This window comes from Blastocatellia bacterium, assembly GCA_035573895.1.
Taxonomy (GTDB): domain Bacteria; phylum Acidobacteriota; class Blastocatellia; order HR10; family HR10; genus DATLZR01.
The window spans coordinates 1-17,432 of record DATLZR010000031.1 but is presented as its reverse complement, the minus strand read 5'-3'; the positions used below and the strand labels follow the sequence as shown (position 1 = coordinate 17,432).

The 17,432-nt window shown below is 58.8% G+C and carries 12 protein-coding genes and 1 pseudogene; 5 read left to right on the top strand and 8 right to left on the bottom strand.

Annotated features, from left to right (window positions below; all coding sequences use genetic code 11):
• The 3 genes from VNM72_03820 to VNM72_03810 all read right to left on the bottom strand — a co-directional run.
• Positions 1-2,985: efflux RND transporter permease subunit (locus VNM72_03820; protein ID HXF04524.1), on the bottom strand; the 2,985-nt coding region annotated here is incomplete at its 3' end.
• Between the two features lie 53 nt (positions 2,986-3,038).
• Positions 3,039-4,316: an efflux RND transporter periplasmic adaptor subunit gene (locus tag VNM72_03815; protein ID HXF04523.1), complete on the bottom strand. Its 1,278-nt coding sequence runs from the start codon at positions 4,314-4,316 to the stop codon at positions 3,039-3,041.
• Positions 4,317-4,437: 121 nt separating this feature from the next.
• Positions 4,438-4,827 (bottom strand): helix-turn-helix domain-containing protein, encoded by a 390-nt coding sequence (locus VNM72_03810; protein ID HXF04522.1) that lies wholly within the window; start codon positions 4,825-4,827, stop codon positions 4,438-4,440.
• 155 nt (positions 4,828-4,982) lie between these two features.
• Here VNM72_03810 and VNM72_03805 point away from each other — a divergent pair, with 155 nt between their 5' ends.
• Positions 4,983-5,600, top strand: coding sequence for a YceI family protein (locus VNM72_03805; protein ID HXF04521.1), 618 nt, complete (start codon positions 4,983-4,985; stop codon positions 5,598-5,600).
• A gap of 108 nt (positions 5,601-5,708) precedes the next feature.
• On the opposite strand, the gene VNM72_03800 is transcribed toward VNM72_03805, so the two are convergent.
• Both VNM72_03800 and cimA read right to left on the bottom strand, forming a co-directional pair.
• Positions 5,709-6,689: a thiamine pyrophosphate-dependent dehydrogenase E1 component subunit alpha gene (locus VNM72_03800; GenBank protein ID HXF04520.1), complete on the bottom strand. Its 981-nt coding sequence runs from the start codon at positions 6,687-6,689 to the stop codon at positions 5,709-5,711.
• A gap of 3 nt (positions 6,690-6,692) precedes the next feature.
• A complete protein-coding gene (gene cimA / locus VNM72_03795) occupies positions 6,693-8,333 on the bottom strand; it encodes a citramalate synthase (GenBank protein ID HXF04519.1) in 1,641 nt (546 codons plus the stop codon).
• A 908-nt stretch (positions 8,334-9,241) separates the two neighbouring features.
• Between cimA and VNM72_03790 the strand changes: the two genes are divergently transcribed.
• Positions 9,242-9,814: a ubiquinol-cytochrome c reductase iron-sulfur subunit gene (locus VNM72_03790; protein HXF04518.1), complete on the top strand. Its 573-nt coding sequence runs from the start codon at positions 9,242-9,244 to the stop codon at positions 9,812-9,814.
• Between the two features lie 82 nt (positions 9,815-9,896).
• Positions 9,897-11,702: a cytochrome b N-terminal domain-containing protein gene (locus tag VNM72_03785; GenBank protein HXF04517.1), complete on the top strand. Its 1,806-nt coding sequence runs from the start codon at positions 9,897-9,899 to the stop codon at positions 11,700-11,702.
• Between the two features lie 177 nt (positions 11,703-11,879).
• Here VNM72_03785 and VNM72_03780 read toward each other — a convergent pair whose 3' ends face one another.
• A complete protein-coding gene (locus tag VNM72_03780) occupies positions 11,880-12,935 on the bottom strand; it encodes a hypothetical protein (GenBank protein HXF04516.1) in 1,056 nt (351 codons plus the stop codon).
• Positions 12,936-13,819: 884 nt separating this feature from the next.
• Between VNM72_03780 and VNM72_03775 the strand changes: the two are divergent.
• A pseudogene (locus VNM72_03775) lies at positions 13,820-14,223 on the top strand (HEPN domain-containing protein).
• Positions 14,165-14,614: a nucleotidyltransferase domain-containing protein gene (locus tag VNM72_03770; protein HXF04515.1), complete on the top strand. Its 450-nt coding sequence runs from the start codon at positions 14,165-14,167 to the stop codon at positions 14,612-14,614. Before VNM72_03775 ends, VNM72_03770 begins: the two are co-directional and overlap by 59 nt.
• 75 nt (positions 14,615-14,689) lie before the next feature.
• Here the strand turns inward: VNM72_03770 and VNM72_03765 are convergent, their stop codons facing one another.
• Positions 14,690-16,801, bottom strand: a complete 2,112-nt coding sequence (locus VNM72_03765) for a M28 family peptidase (GenBank protein HXF04514.1) — start codon at positions 16,799-16,801, stop codon at positions 14,690-14,692.
• Between the two features lie 366 nt (positions 16,802-17,167).
• A partial coding sequence (locus VNM72_03760; GenBank protein ID HXF04513.1) for an amidase occupies positions 17,168-17,432 on the bottom strand: 265 nt, incomplete at its 5' end.

Below are 17,432 nucleotides of genomic sequence, written 5' to 3'. Positions count from 1 at the left end.
ACCGACGGCCAGCGGAAGCATCCCCGCCACCAGGGCCAGCGTCGTCATCAGGATGGGGCGCAAGCGATCACGGTTGGCTTGTATGATGGCCGACAGCCGGTCGAGCCCCTGCTCTCGAAGCTGGTTCGTGTGGTCAATTTGAAGAATGGCGTTCTTTTTCACCACGCCAAAGAGCACAAGCATGCCCAGCGCCGAATAGAGGTTGAGTGTACTTCCCGCCGCCCATAGAGAAAACAGGGCAAAGGGAACCGACACCGGAAGCGAAAGCAAAATGGTGAACGGGTGAATCCAGCTCTCGAACTGCGAGGCCAGGATCATATACATGAAGGCCACCGACAGAAGGAACGCCCAGATAAACTCGCGGAAGGTACGTTCGAGTTCGCGCCCCCGTCCGGCCACGCTCGTCGTATAGGTGGCGGGCATATTGAGGGCTGCCGCTGCTTGCCGAAGGGCCTGGAGCCGGTCGGCCAGCCCATATCCCGGAGCGACCTGAGCCCGTAAGCTCACCTGGCGCTGGCGATCCAGCCGATCAATCCGCGAGGCAATCGTCGCGGGAACAAGACGCACGACATTATCCAGCCGGACGAGCCCGCCGCCCTGTCGCGGAACATAGAGCCGGGAGATCGTCGCCGGATCATTCCGATCACCATCGGTCAAACGCAGTTGCACGTAGTAATCTTCGTTAAGCGCGGGATCGAGATAGCGCGAGACGCGCTCATCGCCTCCGACCATGATGCGGAGAGCGGTGGCGATGTCATCGGTTGAAACGCCGAGAGCGGCGGCGCGATCCCGATCAATCTCCACGCGCAACTCCGGCTTATCGAGTTTGAGCGTCGTGTCGGCGTCAATGATTCCCAGCTCGCTCGACTGCTTCCGCAGTCGCTCGGCATAGGCCGCCAGTTGGTGGAGATCGGGACCTCGAATGACGAAATCAATCTCAAAGTTACCGCCGCCAATATTGAACGAGGGAACGTTGCGGACGGAGGTCCGGAGATCGGGGTATTTGCGCAACCGACGGCGAACCTCCTGCATGACGTCGCGCTGGCTGTAGTTGCCCCGGAAGGCGTCCAGCGGATCTCCCCTCAGGGTGGCCTTGATCAGGCGGGAGATCGAGAACTTGCGCTCTTCGTGAGGGGCGATGCGCACGTAGGCATTGCCTTGATTCACCCCGCCGAGGAAGCCTCCTCCGGCCGACGCGAGCACCAGACGCACGCCGGGCGTCGCCAAAAGATCGGCTTCGATGGATTGCATGATCTGATTCATGGCGGCGATGCTCGTTCCTTCGGGAGCCGTGACGCCGACTTCAAATTCCCCTTCGTCAACATCGCTGGGAATGTACTCCTGTCGGACTTTTTGATAGAGGGGGATCGAAGAAAGGATCACCAGAACGGCTGTCGTCGCCACTACCCACCGATGACGCATGGAGAAGACGAGAAGGGCAGTGTACGTACGATCAATCCAGGCATAGAAGCCGGTGCGCGACTTTGCCAGACCGTGACCCGCATCCTTCACCCGGAGCAGCCGGGCGCTCATCATCGGCGTCAGGGTGAAGGAGACGAGCAGGCTCACCAGGACGGCCACGGCGGAGGTGAGGCCAAATTGGAAGAGGAAGCGGCCGGAAATGGAGGACATGAACGACACGGGGATGAAAATCACGGCCAGGCTGAAGGTCGTGGCCATGACCGCCAGGCCAATTTCAGCGGTAGCCGCCCGTGCCGCCTCAAAGGGACGCATCTTCTTCTCTTCGACAAAGCGAAAGATGTTCTCCAGAACGACAATAGCATCATCAATGACGATGCCCACCATCAGCACCAGGGCCAGCATCGTCACGCTGTTCAGGGTGAAGTCGAGCGCCCACATCATGCCGAAGGTGGAGACGACCGAGGCCGGGATGGCAATGCCGGCGATGATCGTCGAGCGCCAGCTCCGCATAAACAACAGCACCACCAGGCTGGCGAGCAAACTGCCGACGATGAGATGGAGGTTGATCTCGTGAAGGGCTTCGTAGATGTACCGCGATTGATCTCGAATGATCTCCAGGCGGACATCAGCCGGGAGCTGGGATTGAATCTGACGCAGCTTGGCTTTGGCCGCCTCGATGACTTCCACCGTGTTGGCACCGGACTGGCGGCGAACTTCGAGCGTCACCGTGGGGACGCCGTTCAACCGGGCGACCGAGCGTTGCTCCTTCGTGCCATCCTCCGCCCAGCCGATGTCGCGCACGCGAATGGGAGTCCCGTTGACGGTGGCGATCACCAGATCGTTGAATTCGCGAGGATCGGTGATCCGCCCCATCGTGCGAAGCGTCTGCTCGCGCGGGCCGGCGGTAACGTTTCCACCCGGCACGTCGGCGTTCTGTCGCACGATGGCCGCGCGCACGGCTGTGATGGGAATCTGATACGCGGCCAGGCGTTCCGCATCCACCCACACGTTAATCGCTCGCTCCAGTCCACCCACCAGTCGGACCTCGCCCACGCCGGTGGATCGTTCGAGCTGGCGTCGCACGATCTTATCGGCGATCTCCGTCAGCTCTCGCAAAGGCCGGTCCGCTGAGACGGCGACGGTGAGAACGGGCGAGAGGTCGTTATTGAATTTAGAGATGATCGGCGGATCGGCATCGCGCGGCAAATCCCGCAGGACGGTAGCCACTCGATCGCGCACGTCCTGAGCGGCAGCATCAATATCCCGATCGAGGTTGAATGTGGCGATCACCAGCGACACCCCCGGCCCGGACACCGAGCGCAATTCGTATATCCCCTCGACCGTGTTGACGACCTCTTCGATTCGTTGCGAGACCTGCGTCTCCACTTCTTCCGGCGAGGCTCCAGGCAAGACCGTGCGCACGCTAACCGTCGGAAGGTCCACCGAGGGGAACCGATCTACCCCGAGACGAAAATAACTCGCCGCTCCTACCACGACGAGAGCGAGAATGATGTTGGTAGCGAAGACAGGGCGTCGGATACAGATTTCTGCGAGCTTTTGCATACCATCCTCAACGTTGAAGCATCAGGGCACCCCACCGGCTATGCCGCTGGCCCTCACTCGATGACGGTGACCGGCTGCCCTGACTGAAGATTTCCCGGATCAACCACTACTCGATCCTCCGGGGTGAGGCCGGACACCACCTCCACCCATTCCGACGTGCGGCGCCCGGTGGTAATGGGACGTTCGACGGCCTTGCCGTCACGAACGAGGATGACTTTTTCGATTCCCGCGAAGGTCACAATCGCGCTTGTCGGAATTGTCAATGCCTTGCTTCGGTCGTCGGTCACGATCTCAACGCGAGCGAAGGCGCCGGGGCGCAATCGCCCGTTATTCCGCACTTCGGCCTCGACCATTAACATGCGATTCTGAGCGGTGATGGTCGGACTCAGGCGCACGATCCGGCCCGTGTATATGGTCGCATCGCCTTCGATGGTGACGCGCACGAGCTGACCGGCCCGAACGGCGCGGGCGTCGCGCTCGGGGACATCCGCTCGCAATCGCAACGGGTCCACGCGCACCAGCGTCACCACCGGAGCGCCGGCAGCCAGAAACTCTCCCACACTCGTGTGTCGTTCCTGGATCATCCCATCAAATGGAGCGATGATCGAAGTATCGCTCAGTTGTTGTCGCGCCAGCATCAGTTGCGCCCGCCGTTCCAGAAGCACCGCTTGCCGGTTCCGAACTTCCTCCAGCGCATCCTGGTACCGGCTCAGAGCCACTTTATAGGCAGCTTCATCCGTATCGAGTTTCGCCCGTGAGATGATCCCTTCTTCATAGAGCTGGAGCGAGCGGTCGCGCGTGGCGCGGGCTTCTTCCAGCAGTGCTCGCGCTTGCCGTACCGTCGCCGTTTGTTCCGGATCAACTCGATCATCCGTTCCTTCCGGCGGCAATCCCAGCCGAACACGCGCTTGGGCGAGCGCCGCTTCGGCTTGCTGGACGCGAATCTGGTAGTCTTGCGGTTCGATCTGGGCAATCAAGTGTCCCTGGTGGACGACGCTCCCCAGATCAACAGTGATCGCCTGAAGTCGGCCAGGCACTTTCACCCGCAATGTCGCCTGATCATAGGCCGCCAACGTCCCCATGGCCACCACGATGCGTTCCACGGTGCGCTCAGAGACGGGAACCGTCCTCACCCTCTTCGGTTCTTGAACATGAGCGCTGGCGGGACTGAGCGAGCCAGAGGTCGAGGTGCCGCTTTTGCATCCCACCGGTAGGACAAGCAAAGGAGTGAAGGCTACAAGGACATACCACCGGGGACCTCGCCGGGTGATCTCGCGCCGATGCTGTCGCTCAATGATTCTCCCCCTCCGCGTGATTGCTCTTTGCCTCATCGTACACCATTCCTTCCCTGGTAAACATCGCTTCTGACAAAGTGGATACGAATGTCGTGGCATAAAAAGTTACACAGCTCATTCCCGCTCGCCCAATCGGAATGACCTCCTCACGGTGGCGCTACTTCTTGAACGACCTGGCCTCCCCTATGGTCGCAGGGGATTTCTCTTTCTGTCGGTCCAGATGCCGCACTCCCCACCGATGCATCGCGGCCAGCACGGGCCGGAGGCTTTTCCCCAATTCCGTCAACGCATACTCGACGCGGGGTGGAATTTGAGGGTAGACGGTGCGTGTCAGAATACCATTTCGTTCCATCTCCCGGAGTTGTTGCGTTAACATTTTCTGGGTAATGCCGGCGAGGGCGCGATGGAGTTGGCCGAATCGTTTCGGTCCCGTCATCAGTTCTCGCAGGATGAGAACCTTCCACCGCCCACCGATGATGGCGAGGGTCGCCTCGACGGGACACTCAACCTCTTTTTTCCGTCCTCGCTGTTTCTGGCTAGTTTCCATCGCGAAACTATCTTACCTTCAAGTGCATACTTGACAGATCATCTCTACACCGGATACAAGTGAAAGTCAAGGTGAGGGAGAAGTGGGAATTTCGGGACGACCTTTCTGTCATGTATCGAGCGCTTGATCAACATTAGGAGAGGAGGATGTAACCGATGAGGTACAAACGGATAATCGGTGTTCTCGTTTTCGTCGCGAGCCTGACATCTTCTGCTCGGGGCGCGGACACCTACGTCATTGATGTGTCCCACAGCTGGATCGGCTTCAGCGTCCGCCACATGATGGTCACCAATGTGCGCGGGCGGTTTACCGACTTCTCCGGGACCATCCTTTACGATGAGCAAGACATCACGAAGTCCTCGGTTTCGGTGACGATCAAGACGGCCAGTATCAACACGGAGAATGCCGATCGTGACCGCCATTTGCGGAGCGCTGATTTCTTCGATGCCGAGAAGTATCCGGAGATCACCTTCGTCAGCAAGCGCATCGAGAAGCGGGGCGCCGATTACGTGTGCATCGGGACGCTCACCATTCGGGGCGTTTCCCGAGAAGTGGCGATTCCATTTACCATCACCGGCAAGGTGAAGGATCAACGGGGCAACACCCGGATCGGCGTCGAGGCCAGCCTCACAATTAATCGCCAGGATTTCGGCGTCACATGGAATCGCGCGCTCGATGCGGGTGGTGTGGTCGTCGGCAACGATGTGAAGATCGAGTTGAACATTGAGGCCATCAACCGGCCGGCCACTCAGCGGGCGTCCTCGCCGCGATAGTCGTCACCCCGTCCTCCATCTCGGGTGACAAAAAAGAGACTGAACCGGAAAGCGAGGGGGCAGGGAAGAGACCGATCTCTGCCCGCCTCGGCGCCGAGGCGTTGCGTCTTATTGCTGGGGGGCGGCATACAAACCGTCCAGGCACTCGGACGGGTCAGGATAGGGACTCTCCTGAGCCCACGCGACCGCCTCATCCACTTCGGTCGTCACCCGCCGGTCGAGGGCTTCGATCTCCTCAGCATTCATAATTCCGCGCTCTATGAGCAGGCGGCTCAACCGTACAATGGGGTCCTTCGCTTTCCACTCCTGGAAGAGCTCCGGCGGGACATAGAAGGCGTCGTCGTGAGCCGAATGGCCCGTCATGCGAAAGGTTTTACATTCGATGAGCGTGGGGCCTTCCCCCCGACGGGCTCGTTCCGCTGCTTCCCGCGTCGCCCGATAGACATCAAGCACGTCGTTGCCATCCACGATCCAGCCCGGAATGCCGTAATTGACGGCTCGGTCGGCAACATTCTTGACGGCCATCTGCCGATGAATCGGTGTCGAGTAGGCATACTGGTTGTTGTTGCAGATGTAGACAATCGGCAACCGGGCCACTGACGCGAAGTTCAATCCCTCGTGCCAATCGGCCCGGCTTGTGGCTCCATCGCCGAAGTAGCAGAAGGCGACGCGATCTTCCCGGCGTATCTTGAAAGCGAGGGCACATCCGGCGGCTACGGGAACGGTATCAGCCATCTGGCTGGGGAAGGCAATGATGTACCGACTCATGTCGCCCATGTGCATATTGCCGTCCTTGCCTTTGGTCACGCCGGTACGTCGGCCCATGTACTGGGCCATGATCTGGCCGAGCGGGATGCCGCGAATGAGAAAGACGCTCAAATCGCGGTGGCTTGGCGCGACCACATCGTCAGGGCGCAGATGAATTGCACTGCCCACGCCGATGGCCTCCTGGCCGCGACCGACATAGACGCCGCCGACAATTTTCCCCTGCCGATAGAGGACGCGTTCGATACGGTGCTCGGCTTCCCGGGTGAGTTTGAGATAGTAGAGCATCTTCTTGAGCGTGTCGTGATCGGGAACGTAGGTCATGGCTCATACCCCCCATCCGTACTGGTGGCTGTAGGTTTCCTCGCCTCGCGTCCCCTCCTGTCCGTCACCCTTGACCGGTGGTTTCCCGTAGGTCTTCACCAGCTTGTAGGTGACGGCATCCACCAGGGCCTGGTAGCTCGCTTCGAGAATGTTCTCAGAAACGCCCACCGTGCTCCAGGTATCGTCGCCGTCGCTGGTTTGAACGAGCACGCGAACTTTGGCCGCTGTTCCTTTCTCGGCGTTGAGGACGCGGACTTTGTAATCAGTGAGACGGATCTCGTTGAGGCAGTGGAAGAACTGGCTGAGAGCCTTTCGCAAGGCCCGGTCAAGGGCCAGCACCGGTCCTTTCCCTTGAGCCATCGCGTGTTGTTCTTTGTCGCCGACGCGCACATGAACGGTGGCCACTGACCGAGGTCGGCCCTCCCGGGTCCGTTCACTCACCACACGAAAGCCTTCGACATGGAAAAATTCGTACCGCCCATTGAGCGCTTGCTCCAGTAGAAGTCGAAACGATCCTTCGGCGGCCTCGAATTGGTAGCCGTCATGTTCCAGCTCCTTCAGTCGTTCCAACACGGGCTGAAGCCGTTCATCGGTGGCCTCCAGGTTGATTCCCATCTCCGCCGCTTTATAGAGGATGTTGCTTTTGCCCGACAGATCGGAAATGAGCACGCGCCGGCGATTGCCGACGAGTTCCGGTTGAATATGCTCGTAGGTGGCCGCGTCCTTCATCACCGCGCTGACATGCACGCCGCCTTTATGAGCGAAGGCGCTCTGCCCGACGAAGGGCTGACGGCAAAAGTGAGGCAGATTGGCCAGCTCGCTGACGAAGCGAGAGACGCCAACTAGAAGCGGCAACCTCTCTCTTCCGATCGTTCGCAGGCCCAGCTTCAATTCCAGGTTGGGAATGATCGAACACAGATTGGCGTTACCGCACCGCTCGCCGTATCCGTTGATCGTTCCCTGAACATGCGTGATGCCGTGCTCCACCGCCGCTATGGAATTAGCCACCGCCAGGTCGGAATCATTGTGAGCATGGATCCCTAACGGGACGGGCAACCTCGGTCGCACGGCATCAATCGCCTCGATGAGTCTGCTCGTCAGCGTCCCTCCGTTGGTATCGCACAGAACGATGACATCGGCTCCCCCTCGGGCAGCAGCCTCCAGCGTCGCCAGAGCGTAATCGGGGTTGGCGAAGAATCCGTCGAAGAAGTGCTCGGCATCGTAGATGACTTCTCGTCCGAGCGCTTTCAAGTAGGCGACCGAATCGTGAATGAGTTCAAGGTTGCGCTCCAGCGTGATGCCGAGGGCCTTCTTCACGTGGAAGTCCCAGGTCTTGCCGAAGATGGTGACGACCGGAGTCTCCGCCTCGATGAGCGACCGCAGGTTGGGATCCTCTTCGACATGATGTTTGGGGTGGCACGTGCTGCCGAAGGCGGCCAGTCGCGCGTGCTTTAAGCGAAGGTTCCGTGCCCGTTTGAAGAAAGCGGCATCCCGCACGTTCGATCCCGGCCAGCCGCCTTCAATGTAATCTACTCCCAGCTCGTCCAGCTTCCGCGCAATCATCATCTTGTCTTCGACGGAGAAGCTGACATCCTCTCCCTGTGTGCCGTCTCGGAGTGTCGTGTCGTAGATGGCGATTTTCATAACCTCCCTCCAACCACTCAGCATAGGGTCCATTCAAAGATTTCAACGAATCGGAGCCACGAAATGAGTAGCTTGCGGCCTCCGCAACGAGGAGCAGCATCCGTCGTGAGTGGGCGGCATCCCACGACGCCTGATTTTTGAGCACCCATCGTGAGGGTACCCCTCGATCATCTGCCCTGCCCGCCATACCGCTGGCGTCCGTGCTCTCATTTCGTGGCCATCAGCTCATCGTCCCTTCTCCCGAAAAACGAAAAAGGCCATTATCCGGGAGCAGCGGATAATGGCCTTTGACTTCGCCTCGTGGTGCCGTGCCATCACCCGCTGCCCGACCCGGGCAGGATAATCAACCCTCCAATAATAATCGTGAGGATGAGACGGTGGCTTCCCCCGGAGACAGGATGGGAGAAAGCCGCGCCGGGTCGGCCCTCACCGCTTCGACGGAAGTCGCGGTGATAGCCGGCATGTCTGGTTTGCCGTTTCATCTCGAATATCCCACTCACCGTGCGAAAGAGTGTCACAAAATGATTCTGAAGGCAAATTGAAAATTCTTAGCTGCCGGTAAATTTCGCTTATTGGCGGGCCAATTGGCCATCAGCGAGATCGAGGTTAACGCCGACCCACGCGGGCGGAGTCGGATCAAGTCGTGCGGAAGCCGATACGCGCTCCTCCGAGGGCTGCGCCGAAAAACTTCTCCATCGTTGGCGCGGAGGGCATTTTGCCGGCAAAGGCTGCTTGACGGAACTTACATGTTTGTCCGGAATGTGCTATTCTCCTCATCCTTTCGCAGTCACAGTGAGTGGTGAGGGTTTCTCGGAGTCTCAACAACAATATGCCTGTATGGAACACTCAAGGGGAGAGCCCTGGCTATGGAGTCGGTGAATCATAGCGGTGCGAATCGGTCAGAATCAATGACTGAGACATCCTCCTATCAACCCGAGCGCGGCTCGGTTGCCTTTGGTTCTGCGAGAGAGCAAGCGCCGGCTCCGGCCCGACGATCCTTTCTCGGCATTCTGGTCGGGCTGATGGGGACAACGATTGTGGGAGTGCTGAGTTTCCTCTTCGCTCGCTTCGGGCTGCATTCGGCCTGGAGAAAAACATCGGAGGCCGAGGAGGAGTGGATCTCGGTGGGGCCGGTTGATGACATTCCCGTCGGAGAGCCCATAAAACAGGCCGTCGTCGTGTCACAGGATGTTGGCTGGGGACGCTTCAATACGCAGCAGCTTATCTGGGTCGTGAAGCACAGCCGGAAAAACCTGGTCGTCTACTCCGCCATCTGCCCGCATCAGGGGTGCACCATCAATGCTGCCGATGATGGATTTATCTGCCCCTGTCATGGGAGTGCCTGGGACCGCCGCGGCGAGAAGCTCGGTGGGCCGGCTCCGCGCGCAATGGACACACTCGATTACCGCATCCAGGGCGGCGTGCTTCAGGTGAAATATCGCCTCTTTCGTCAGGGCATCGCGGAGAAGCAACCGCTCTGAGGGCAACGGTTGATCTCTCACTGGCCTGAAGAAGAGGCGTCCGGAGAAAAAGTCACGATTTCATCCTGAGCGCGGAGGATAGATGCGCGATCTCGATATTCCTCCGCAAATCGCCGGTGAAAGGAGAGTGAGGATCATGGGGACTGTCTCCAACTGGGTGGAGGAACGAACGGGAATCTCGCGCCTGATCTCATTCCTTCGAGATGAGCCTATTCCGGGAGGGGCGCGGCTGGCCTATGCCTTGGGTGGTGCATTGCTCTTTCTCTTTGTGCTCCAGGCGGCCACTGGGATCGTCCTGGCGCTGTACTATGTTCCGTCGGCAGATCATGCCCATGCCAGCGTCGCTTATATTCACAAGGTCGTGCCGATGGGGGGGATTATCCGTGGATTGCATGTGTACGGCTCCAGTGCGATGATCATCCTTTTGCTGGCTCACTTGCTGCGTGCGTACCTCTTTGGAGCTTACAAAGACCGGCGTGAGCTGCTCTGGATCGTCGGTCTTCTCACGGTCCCGGTGGTGATCGGGCTGGCTTTTACGGGGCATTTGCTGCCCTGGGATCAGGCAGCCTATTTTGGAACCAAGGTCCTGATGGGCGAAATTGGTGAAGTTCCCGGCGTCGGTCGGATCGTGCGGCGCGTCTTTCTCGGCGGCCCGGATGTGACGACGCTCACCCTCTCGCGATTTTTTGTGCTACATGTTTTTCTCTTGCCGCTTTTGCTGGTGATTCTGGTTGCCGTGCATCTCTATCTCATCCGGCGCGTGGGTCGCGCCGGACCCTATCAGCCCGAAGAGACAGCGCGCGTCGAGCCCTATTATCCCGGCCAGCTTTTTAAAGATATGCTCGTCGTCTTCCTCGTTTTCATGGCACTCCTGGTGCTCGCGGTTCGGGTGCCGGCCGAGTTGGGTCCTCAGGCGGATCCGGCATCTGATTTTCTAGGGCGGCCGCCCTGGTACCTTTTGCCCCTGTATCAGCTCTTGCAGTACTTCCCCGACAAGCTGGCGATAATCCCGACGGTCATTCTGCCGGTGATAATTTTGATCGGTTTCTTTCTGTTGCCGTTTCTTGATCGGCGACCGGAGCGGCATCCCTTACGGCGACCGATTGCCGTCAGTGTGATGGCTGTTCTTCTGGTGGGTAGTGTGAGCCTCGGAGTTGTGTTGAAATTGAGCGATGCCGCTGATCCTGAAATGAGTGCGAGGTTTCGCGCGCAGAAGCAGGAGACGCAAGCATTCCTCCGGGCCTCCTTTATCCCTCAGGAAATCGGACGTTCAGTTCCCATCATGATGTCGCCCGTGAAGAGTCCTCTCGTAGCAGGTGAGCGGGTGCTCAAGATTTATTTCGCCAACTGCGCCCATTGCCATGGGGCTGATGGTCTCGGAGGACCGGTGGCTCCAGCGCTGGTTAAGATCGCCCAGACCCGTAAGCTATCCCGACAATTCATCATTGACTACGTGGCGGGCCACAACCGAGACGTTTTGCCGGGGTCCATGCCCCGATTCAAGCAGCTCGCTGCTGAAGATCTCGCAGCACTGGCCGATTGGCTGCTGGCGCTGGACAAACCTATTGCTGCCGGAGCATCGGAACCCGCTTCGGCGAGCGGGACGACCGGCACTGTGCCGACGGGAGCGCAGGCGGGGGCTTATCCCCCTCCCCCACCGGCTTTTGTCACGACCTGTGCTCTGTGCCATGGTTCTTATGGTGAGGGGAAGATCGGACCGCCTCTGATTGGTGTCGCGCTTAAGCCACGTCGTAGTCGGGAGGATCTGCTTTCCATGCTGGAAGATTCTCGTCAGTATGGCCTGAAAGACCCGATGCCCGCTCACTTTCCGACCCTCTCGAGTGAGCAACGACAGCAAATCGTTGACTGGTTGCTTTTGCTCAAGTGATCCCAGGACAAAACGGGCAACCACCTGGAGAGCTGGTGCACAGGGAATGGGGCTGGAGGCTCTCCCATCTCCGATGGGGCGAGGGACAAGCCGCTTTCCCCGGAGGCCAGTACTGTGTGAGGTTGGCTCGCCTCCAGCCCCGCTATCGGCTTGACCCTCAATATCTAATGCGCTCCTTTACGCGCCGGCAAAGAGGTTGGATGACGACCGGGAGGGACACGCTCTGACAGTCCCGGGTGCTGTACCACAATCATCAGCTCCACCAGTCAAAATAGGCAGGCCACCACCCGGAGCAGTATCACAGGTCGTCGCAGTCGTTCCCCCGCAGTTGCTCCCCGCTGCACTGTCGGCAGGGCCGTTATTAGCTCCCCAGAAGTTATTTCGCGCGTCGAGGTTGTAAGTTACGCCAACGTTAGAGGGGTCGAACGCCAGTCCGACAAACCCGCTCGACTTGCAAGTCGTTAGATTCGTGCAGGTGATGTTGTTGTCTTTGACGACAGGGAAGGGAGGACCGCTTGTTGGCGCCGTCGGGTCAACGAGGACACCCCACACGTTATCTTTAATCAGGTTGGCTTCGACCACTGCCCCGGGGGAGGCGTCAACGACAATCCCGGTCCCGGGCACAGGAGCGTTGTTTGTTGTGGGATCAGAGAAGTTACGCACCGTATTTCGCCGAATGATGGCGCCGCTAGCTCCGATTGTGGTAGGGATCGTCGGGTCGGGTCCAAGACCGATTCCGAATCCCGCACCAGCGGTCGCACCTCCACCGTCAATAATGTTTCGTTGGATGATCACGGTACCACCGGAAATTCCGGTCAACCCGATCCCCGCTCCGAAGTTAGTACCAACGCCGGTGATGGTGATACGGTTGCGTTGGATGGTTGCTGTCACAGGGGTAGTGCCGCCGAGGAAGTCATCACCAACAAGAGCGATGGCCGTGGCCTGAATGGTCCCAGTGATGACATTCTCCTGAATAGTGATGGGCCCCCCACGGCTTGCCACAACAATCCCATCAAATGCGCCAGTAGGTGATGCCCCCTGGATCCGGCAGTTCCTGATAGTCAGAGGATTGGCATTAATGGGTGGTGTGAGATCCAGACCGATCGCCTGAATCCCCGTAGACGGAGTCACTGTAGCCGGCACGATGATCGTCAGCCCGATGATCTGGACGAGCCCACCGCGTCGCCGGGCATCAATGACGCAGTTAATGCCACCCCCCCCACGTAGGATCACAGGTGCCCGGTGTCGTCTGGGTGATTCGGGGAGCGAATCCAGGACGTGATTCTCCGATTATGGTGCCACTCCAGCCTGTCGGGATCACGACCGGTCCGGGCTCAGTTATATTACCTGCTGCCAGCAAGATATCACCGGGCTGAAGCAACGAATCAGCGAAAGCCGCGGTCAAGTTTGGGTAGACCTTTCTCAGTCGTCGGTTCAATACTCGGCCGAGAAAGCCCGGCCCCTGGGTGAGTACAACATCGGGAGCCACCATCAGAAGTCCCGTCGCGAAAACAAGAAGCATCCTGAGTATTTTTTTTGATCGCATATTCCCTCCTTCCAAAAATGAATGGGTGTTTTTGCAGTCTCCGAAATGACCACAATCAGTTACTCCCTTCTGGATGTCATTCGTTAAGGACTACGCAAACTTCACGTAGCCATGCCTATCATCCTCCATTCCGCTGTTATTCTATGTATAGTGAGTGGAGGTGAGCTGTCAAGGAAAAGTTGAAGCTGATGGCGGCTCAGTGTACTCCATCCCTTATTCCAGCAAACGGGGATGAACCTGTGTCCGGGACACTATGAAGAGGAGGTTTGCAAACCCATTATAAAGGCTGTCGGCGGATTGCTTCCTCGTCCCACAATGATCCGGGAACGTAAGTTCGATCGGGAAAAGACGAGGCGATTTGCTGCATGGAACAGCGAGAGGATCGCCATCATGAACCACTTGTGGCGAATCAAGGGGTTGGATTACCTTCACCTTGTTTATGTGTTTCGGCGATCTACGCTCTAAAGGGTGGAAAAACTGATTGGTGAGATGGTTGGGTTGCGCAATCTTTTCGAGAGTGGCTTGACCTACCAGAGGGCCTGGGACAGACTTGGGGCGGAGGCACAGAATCATGCCGAGGTGGGCTCACGATTGGTTTGCCCAACCGCTGAGAGATCTGGAACAGGTAGAGGATTCCCGTCGCGCTCAACGCCATGAATGGGCGTGCTTTGCAGCTCAGCAGGCGGCGGAGAAGGCGGTCAAGGCGTTACACCTTCACTGCGGACAAGAAGCTTGGGGCCACGTCATTGCCAGGCTTCTTGGGGAACTCCCTGAGGCAGTGGTCGTTCCCCCGGAGCTGATTTGCGAAGGCTCAGGTGTTAGACGGGTTTTATATTCCACCGCGCTATCCCAATAGTTACGGAAGGCGCACCATTCGAACACTTTGGGCCATTACGAAGCGAGGAGGCTATCACCTATGCCCGTGAGGTCATCGAATTCGTCCGTCCTCAGATGGCCAGACCGACAGACTATTGATCGGGCTACACGCGGTTGGGCAGAAACCCTCAGACGTCAGCGACCACACGTCTTACGAATTGGTTATTTTGGGTCTTACGCTCGCGGCCAATGGGGCGTCGGTAGCGACCTGGATGTGATCGTCATCGTCAAAGCGTCGCCCCATCGGTTTGAGCGGAGATCAGCGGAGTGGAATACGACAGAGCTTCCCATCCCGGTTGACCTTTTCGTCTACACCCGGGACGAATGGGAAGCATTTGATCGCCAGAGCCGGTTTTATCAAACCGTCCTCCGGGAGGCGGTGTGGGTTTACAATGAGCAGTGCGCCGTTCCAGAGCACCTGACTCCAGATGTCGGGCGATCTTCGGCAGGCCGCACCCGCAGCTTCGTTCGATTGTCGTGCCGGCTTTAATTCCCGGCGCCTCTTAACGAGGGCGCCGGGTCTTGCCTCATAATTGTTCCCAATGGCTTTTCGGGTCGGTGAGGATCATCGCTGACGGATTTCAACCTCCCCGCGCTTTTCCAGTTCGCGGAAGAAAGCGATGACGCGCTCGATGGGCACTGGACCGAGTTCGGCGCTGATGTGCTGACGGATTTCCAGAATGGAGCGCGTTCCATCGGCGTAGGCACGGGCTTCCATCGCATGGAAGCCGGTCAATGTCTCGCCGCCAGACGCCTGTGGGAAACCGGGCCCTCCCGACGGTGCGGAGGATGCCCCCGATTTCCTCACCGGAATAAGCGCAGCGGCGGTGCGTTCGGCCGGGGTCAGTTCGGGTTCCGCTGTGGAGATGCCGAACTGTTCGGCCAATGCCTGAAAGGCGTTGCGCAGACGGGCCAGATCATTTGTCTGTCCGGTGCGAAGCTCGGCTTCGATACGCTCGATCCGCTTGGCCACTGTCGGATCAACAGAGCTGCCTGCGGCCATTGTCTTGACCGACGCAATGGTCCTCGCTTCCCGGTCATAAGCGTGAGTCAGCAGAGCAACGGCCTCTTTATAATTCGTCGGAAGATCGGCGGGTTGACTTTGCGACAGCAGCTTCAGTGCTTCATTCATCGCTTCACCGATGCGCCGGTGAGCATAACCTGCCGAGAGGGCAGCTAGCCGAACGGCCTCAGTCGCCGAAGCCGATGCCAGGACGCTCGCCGTCGCCACTCCGATGAATGCTGTTCGCTTCAGTTGTGTGGGGTCGAGATTCCAGGGCCGATCTTCGCTCGTGTGGTAGGCTTTGTCGGGCCAATGATTGAAAAAGATGGCCGGGATGCCCATATTGACGAAGACGACGTGATCGCTTGAGCCGTAGTACTTCTCAATGCCGTAGTAGAAGGGATCGCGCGTGCCCGTGGGATCCACAATCGGGCGTGAGAAGGCGTAGGCGATGCGCCGATTATGAACCTTCTCGCGGTTGGTTTCTCCCACGTACTCGAAGAACTGCTGGGCCACATCGGAGACGAAACTGGCCAGCGAATCGGGATTGCGATAGAGGCGGAGCGCGCTTCCATTTTTCGTGAGATTGACTCCCACCATGTCCATGTTGATGGCCGCGACGATCCGTCTGGCTTCCTCGGGGTGAGCCCGAAGATAAGCCGTGGTCCCGCTGATCTCCGGCACCCAGAGGAACCGAATCGTTCGTCTGGGACGAGGCAGGATCCCATCCTTGATGAGCTTGACCATCGCCCGACCGACTTCGAGGATCGTCGCCGAGCCGGAGAAGTTATCTCCGGCACCCTGCTTAGCGATTCCCTCGAACACATGAGCGACGATCATGATCTCCTGATCGGTCGTTCCGTCACCGGGGATGGTTGCCGTCGTCACTTCCATGTCGGCGGGGTATTCGGTTGTTTTCACCTGTGCTCGGACGACGACCTTCTGTCCTCGTTCGAGCCGGTCCAGAAGTTCCATGCCAATTCGATGCGAGAGGATGAACCCGAAGGTCGGCTCGCGCTGAGCGCCCTGCGAACCACCGAAGCCCCCGATACCGCTCCAGCCGATCTGATCGGGATGGTCCACGGGCTTGCCCGTCCCGTTGAAGAAGGAAACGACGCCCGCCGCGCCGAAGCGCAGCACGGCCTGTGTGTGAACAGCTCCGACAGGACCGGAGGCGAGCACAATCTTGCCTTTGACATCCCGACCCTGATAATCGCTCTCCTTATCGCCGCGACCAACATAGACGAGTTCCGCCGTGACATCAGCGCTCCGACTGCCCGTGGCCAGGCACGCCGTCACGTCACGGTAACTGATGATGAGGCGTTTTTGCGGCTCGATCATCCAGAGATCGCCTTGTTCCGCATCCCAGGTGGGACGCTCTTGACGGAAGCGTTCGATTTGAACATCGCTCAGTCCATAGAGTCGGGCCATTCGGGAGATATATTCGCTCTCCCGGTAGGTGCCCTCGTACTCCTCGCGGAAGCGATCTCGCTCGTACGAGCCCAGCTCCAGTGTGTGATTGAAAGCCAGTGCGCCGGAGACCTCATCGGCGATGGCATCGAGAACGGACTGAGGCAGGAGCGTCACCGGATCGGCCTGCTCCTGAGCCCGTGTCGCTCCCGCGAGCGGGAGCAAAAGCGCGACAATCACAAAAAGCGTCAGTGTTCGTCTCATATTTCTCCTCCGAAAATAGCCACAGGTTTCACAGATTCACACCGATGGTCTCGCCGTGACATCGGTGTAGTCTGCGGGTGATTTTCATTTTCCTCGGTTCCGGGCGGAAGCCCGCGCTCCTTGAGGACTCCTCCGAAAATGTCGCGCGGGTTTTCCCGCCAGTGGTTTTCAGCAGACTCGAGAGTCCGCGCTGCGGTCCCTCTCGCTGGGATCCCACGCCTCCTCATGGGTCCCGGATTGGATACGTGAGGACGGAGAGGATGAGTTACAGCAAAGGGCGTTGTCCTGTCACCGGACCCGGGAGGGCTTATGGCTCCGTGAGTATGACGCGATCTCCCCTTTCCCCGGCAACCGGCTCGGCTTCCGTCAAGAGTAGAGGCGAACGACCACGCACCCGGGAAAATAGTGAGAGAGGATTTCGTCATACTTTTTCCCTCGGACGGCCATAACGGCAGCGCCGATCTGACAGAGGCCAACGCCATGACCCCATCCGGCTCCCCGAAGGAAGAATCGCTCGGGGATAGTCGGCGAGCCACGACGTTCCGCCGTCACGATGAAGGCCGAGCTGTAAAGGTGTGTGGGCGAGAGCACACGGCGGATTTCGAGTTCTTTGCCGATGATGAGCGTCGCC

Excerpts from the sequence above, each read along its gene's own strand:
- VNM72_03800 (HXF04520.1), bottom strand. The coding sequence starts at position 6,689 with ATGACCTACGTTCCCGATCACGACACGCTCAAGAAGATGCTCTACTAT.
- VNM72_03770 (HXF04515.1), top strand. The coding sequence starts at position 14,165 with ATGCCCGTGAGGTCATCGAATTCGTCCGTCCTCAGATGGCCAGACCGA.
- VNM72_03810 (HXF04522.1), bottom strand. The coding sequence starts at position 4,827 with ATGGAAACTAGCCAGAAACAGCGAGGACGGAAAAAAGAGGTTGAGTGT.
- VNM72_03815 (HXF04523.1), bottom strand. The coding sequence starts at position 4,316 with ATGAGGCAAAGAGCAATCACGCGGAGGGGGAGAATCATTGAGCGACAG.
- cimA (HXF04519.1), bottom strand. The coding sequence starts at position 8,333 with ATGAAAATCGCCATCTACGACACGACACTCCGAGACGGCACACAGGGA.
- VNM72_03765 (HXF04514.1), bottom strand. The coding sequence starts at position 16,801 with ATGAGACGAACACTGACGCTTTTTGTGATTGTCGCGCTTTTGCTCCCG.
- VNM72_03785 (HXF04517.1), top strand. The coding sequence starts at position 9,897 with ATGCGCGATCTCGATATTCCTCCGCAAATCGCCGGTGAAAGGAGAGTG.
- VNM72_03790 (HXF04518.1), top strand. The coding sequence starts at position 9,242 with ATGACTGAGACATCCTCCTATCAACCCGAGCGCGGCTCGGTTGCCTTT.
- VNM72_03805 (HXF04521.1), top strand. The coding sequence starts at position 4,983 with ATGAGGTACAAACGGATAATCGGTGTTCTCGTTTTCGTCGCGAGCCTG.